General features: G+C 62.5%; 1 protein-coding gene and 3 pseudogenes. 1 reads left to right on the top strand and 3 read right to left on the bottom strand.

All coding sequences use genetic code 11. The annotated features are described in order from the left end of the window. From K2Y56_RS14595 to K2Y56_RS14585, 3 genes and pseudogenes are all read right to left on the bottom strand, one after another. Positions 1 to 941 (bottom strand): annotated as a pseudogene (locus tag K2Y56_RS14595) (IS3 family transposase); the annotation flags it as partial. A gap of 305 nt (positions 942 to 1,246) precedes the next feature. Further along, a pseudogene (locus K2Y56_RS14590) lies at positions 1,247 to 2,288 on the bottom strand (IS110 family transposase). Between the two features lie 80 nt (positions 2,289 to 2,368). Then, on the bottom strand, positions 2,369 to 3,121 hold the full coding sequence (locus K2Y56_RS14585; RefSeq protein ID WP_292508744.1) for a YiiX/YebB-like N1pC/P60 family cysteine hydrolase: 753 nt from the start codon (positions 3,119 to 3,121) through the stop codon (positions 2,369 to 2,371). Between the two features lie 355 nt (positions 3,122 to 3,476). Here K2Y56_RS14585 and K2Y56_RS14580 point away from each other — a divergent pair. Continuing rightward, positions 3,477 to 3,604, top strand: a pseudogene (locus K2Y56_RS14580) (IS6 family transposase); the annotation flags it as partial.

Below are 3,604 nucleotides of genomic sequence, written 5' to 3'. Positions count from 1 at the left end.
GAAGCTTTCGACGTAGCCATTTTCCCATGGTGAGCCTGGCGTGATGTAGGCCGTCTTTGCTCCGACGCCGGTAATCCAAGCTTGGACGGCCTTCGCAACGAACTCCGGCCCGTTGTCCGAACGAATATGGCCAGGTACGCCACGTAGGATGGACAGATCCGAGAGTACGTCGATGACGTCGATCGCCTTGAGCTTACGAGCGACCCGGATCGCCAGGCATTCATGGGTGAACTCGTCAACGACGTTGAGCATCCGGATCTTGCGCCCGTCATGCGTGCGTGCCTCGACGAAGTCATACGACCACACGTGATTGCGGTGTTCCGGGCGAAGACGGACGCAGGAGCCGTCGTTGTCCCAGATCCGCCCTCGCTTGGGCTGCTTGGCTGGGACCTTCAGACCCTCACGCCGCCAGATCCGCTCGACGCGCTTGTCGTTGACGAACCATCCGGCCGCCTTCAGCAACGCGCTGATCTTGCGGTAGCCATAGCGTCCATACTTCTCGGCCAATGCCACGAGATCGGCTGTCAGCGCCTCCTCGTCGTCGCGGCCCCGCGGCACCTTGCGCTGTGTCGAGCGATGCTGTCCGAGCGCCCGGCAGGCGCGGCGCTCGGAGATGTTCATCGTCAGCAGGATGTGCTCGACACAAGCGCGTCGGCGCGCGGGGCTCAGAAGTTTCCCCGGGACGCCTCCTGCAGGATCAACTTGTCCAGCGTCAAATCGGCGATTGCCTTTCGAAGTCGAGCATTCTCAGTCTCAAGACTCTTCATCCGTCGAACCTGATCTGACTTCAGCCCGCCAAACTCACGCCGCCACCGGTAGTATGTCACTGAACTCACGCCGAGCGCGCGAATCGCATCGGCCACGCTCTGGCCCTGTGAGATCAGCACATCCGCCTGCCGTAGCTTGGCAACAATTTCCTCGGGCGTCGGGTGCTTTGCCATCTTGTCCGTCCTCCAGGCTCAAAAGCCATATGTGGAACGGCCCTGCGGACAAGAGCGCTCAGCAACAAATCCCCCACCGCGAACGGTGCAGTCATATGTCCGGCCTTTGGGCGCGGTCATAGACCGCTGGCCTCGATGGAGTCCGCGAGGTGAGCGGCAGATCATACCAGCGCGCTCGGAGGCGCATCGGCTTTGGAGGCCTGTCTCACTTCGGGGTGACGTCCCGTGGGGTCTCATCGCTGCTGTTGCACACCTTGTCCCTGCCCGGCAGCGGTCCGCCGGTCAGCTCTGTCTAGTCTCTTCCGTCAGGCGCCCATTGTGCTCGATGCGGCGAGACCAGGATTCCGATAATGGCTACCCTTCGTGAGGAGAGCCCAGACGATGCGCGCCGTCTTGTTGGCCAGCGCAACGGCGGCGACCTTCGGAGGACGACGCGACAGGATCGCCTGCAACCACGGTGAAGCTTTCCCGCCATTGCGCGCGTGACGCAGTACCGTGGTCGCGCCCAGGATCAGCAAGGTTCGCAAGGTCGGATTGCCCATCTTTGAGATCCGGCCCAGACGCTCTTTGCCTCCGCTGGAATGAGCGCGCGGTGTCAGGCCAAGCCAGGCTGCGAAGTGCCGTCCGGAGACGAACCCACTCGGATCGGGGACGAGGGCTTTCAGCGACGCTGCCGAGATGGGTCCAATACCAGGGACCGCCGTCAGCCTCCGGAGGTCCGCGTCCTCCCGTGACCGGGCCACGATCTCGCGGTCCAAGCGGTGAAGGCGTTCGGTCAACGCTTCGATGTGATCGGACAGATCCACAAGGACCTGCCGCGCGATGACCGGAAGCCGCGCATCGTCAGGGTCTCGGACAATCCCGATCAGACCCGCCACTCGGCTGACCCCCGTGCCGCTCACGATGCCCAACTCCGATAGGTGAGCCCGCAACGCGTTAATCGCTTGGTTCCGCTGGCGTAAGCAGGTCACGTGTCTTCAACACCATGGCGGCGGCCTGCTGCTCGGCTGTCTTGACCGGCACAAAGCGCATCGTTGGACGGCTCACCGCCTCACAGATCGCTTCTGCATCGCCGGCATCGGTCTTGCCGCGCTTCACGTAAGGCTTGACGTAGTTCGGCGGCATAAGGCGCACCTGATGGCCAAGCCTTGCAATCTCACGCGCCCAGAAGTGAGCACCGCCGCATGCCTCCATCCCCACGAGGCAGGATGGCAACTTGGAGAAGAATGTCAGCACCTGCGAGCGGCGCAATTGCCGTCTCACCACCACGGCGCCCTCCGAGGTGATCGCGTGCACCTGAAAGATCTGCTTAGCCAGATCGAGGCCGACAACGTGAATCTCAGACATTTCGGTTCCTCCGCGTTCGAGAACTGATCCGGATTGAAAAACCAGATCAGCACTGCCGCAAGCAGGGCCGTTCCACACCATCATACCAAAGAGCGGACCACTTCAATGGGGGCTGACCAGGAGGTGTCGAGCAGAAGACACATCTCCTCGTCCTGATCGGGATGCGCAATAAGATGTGCGTGCAGGTCGTCGAAGGTCTCGATACTCGCGTTCCGCGAGCGCGCGCCGCTCAGAAGGGCGTTGATCGCGTCACGCATAAGTTGGGGGACATCCACACGGCCATCCCAGGCCGCGGCTTCTTCCGGCGGCATCGGAAGCGTGGGGTTCGGAATGGCCTCGAGGTGGGGACTCGCCTTCAGATCGGCTGGAGAGCAGTAGTTCGCATCTGATACAAGCTGAATGTCGGCAGCCTGAAAGGACTGTGCAACCAGACGGGAGCAGAACTGTTGGCGGGTCCAACTTTGCGCCCCACCCAGCCCTGCGAGCACGGCTTCCTTCTTCGAGTAGCGGGTGCCGATGTGACCGCGCAGAAAGGTCCGAACAGCGGCGAGCTGTTCGGCGGAGATCCCGGTCCGTAGGCGCAGGACATGAACCGGGCAAGCTTCCTCGATCATCAGGCGCTGGGTGTTGCGCGCCTGGACGCCCTCGTCCGTCGCGTCGATGACGGAGCGATCCTCGACGTAGACCATCGCGTGGGAGATGTCGCTGCGGGTGGCTCTGCGAATGGCCGTGCTGACGGCTGATTTGGTGGTCGTCAGCACGATGTCGCCCGGTCGGAGGAGGGCCTCGTTCAACCGTTTCGTGGATAGTCCCGCCTTTGCATCACGGCTCATTCGACACCTGCGATCCGGCCTTCATTCGACGGGAATGCGGCGCAAGACCGCATCAAACCTCTGCCTGATGCGATCGATAGGACCGACCCTCCGATTGGAGCGCCTCCGATCTCACGCTATGCAACCTGGCCCACGATTGTGGTGCCTCGTCCCTTGTTTCTCGTCTTACCCGCAGAGGGACGACCGAGTTTTCGGTTGGGATTGTTCCATCACGACGGCCAACCTGTTTGGCGAGAGCGGGTTGCCAACCAAGGGGCATCTCCGAGCCTCGCATCGGCCCTGTCGCAAACCCGCGGCGTTTACCCCGCGTTGACCATAGAGCCCGCATGGCACCTCCCGTTTCGGAGGCCACCCCATGATCCTGTCTGCCATCGCCGCCAAGCTCAAGACGCGCGCCAAGGCCGACTTCAAGGGCCGGCACTACGAGGCGGCCCTGATCGTTCAGGCCGTCGCCTGGTACCTGCGTTACCCGCTGAGCTATCG

Source organism: Methylobacterium sp. (assembly GCF_019745455.1).
Lineage (GTDB): Bacteria > Pseudomonadota > Alphaproteobacteria > Rhizobiales > Beijerinckiaceae > Methylobacterium.
The sequence above is the reverse complement of the archived record's forward strand: the minus strand, read 5'-3'. Positions and strand labels throughout refer to the sequence as shown.

Coding starts and splice junctions, on each gene's coding strand:
- K2Y56_RS14585 (WP_292508744.1), bottom strand. CDS start 3,121: ATGAGCCGTGATGCAAAGGCGGGACTATCCACGAAACGGTTGAACGAG.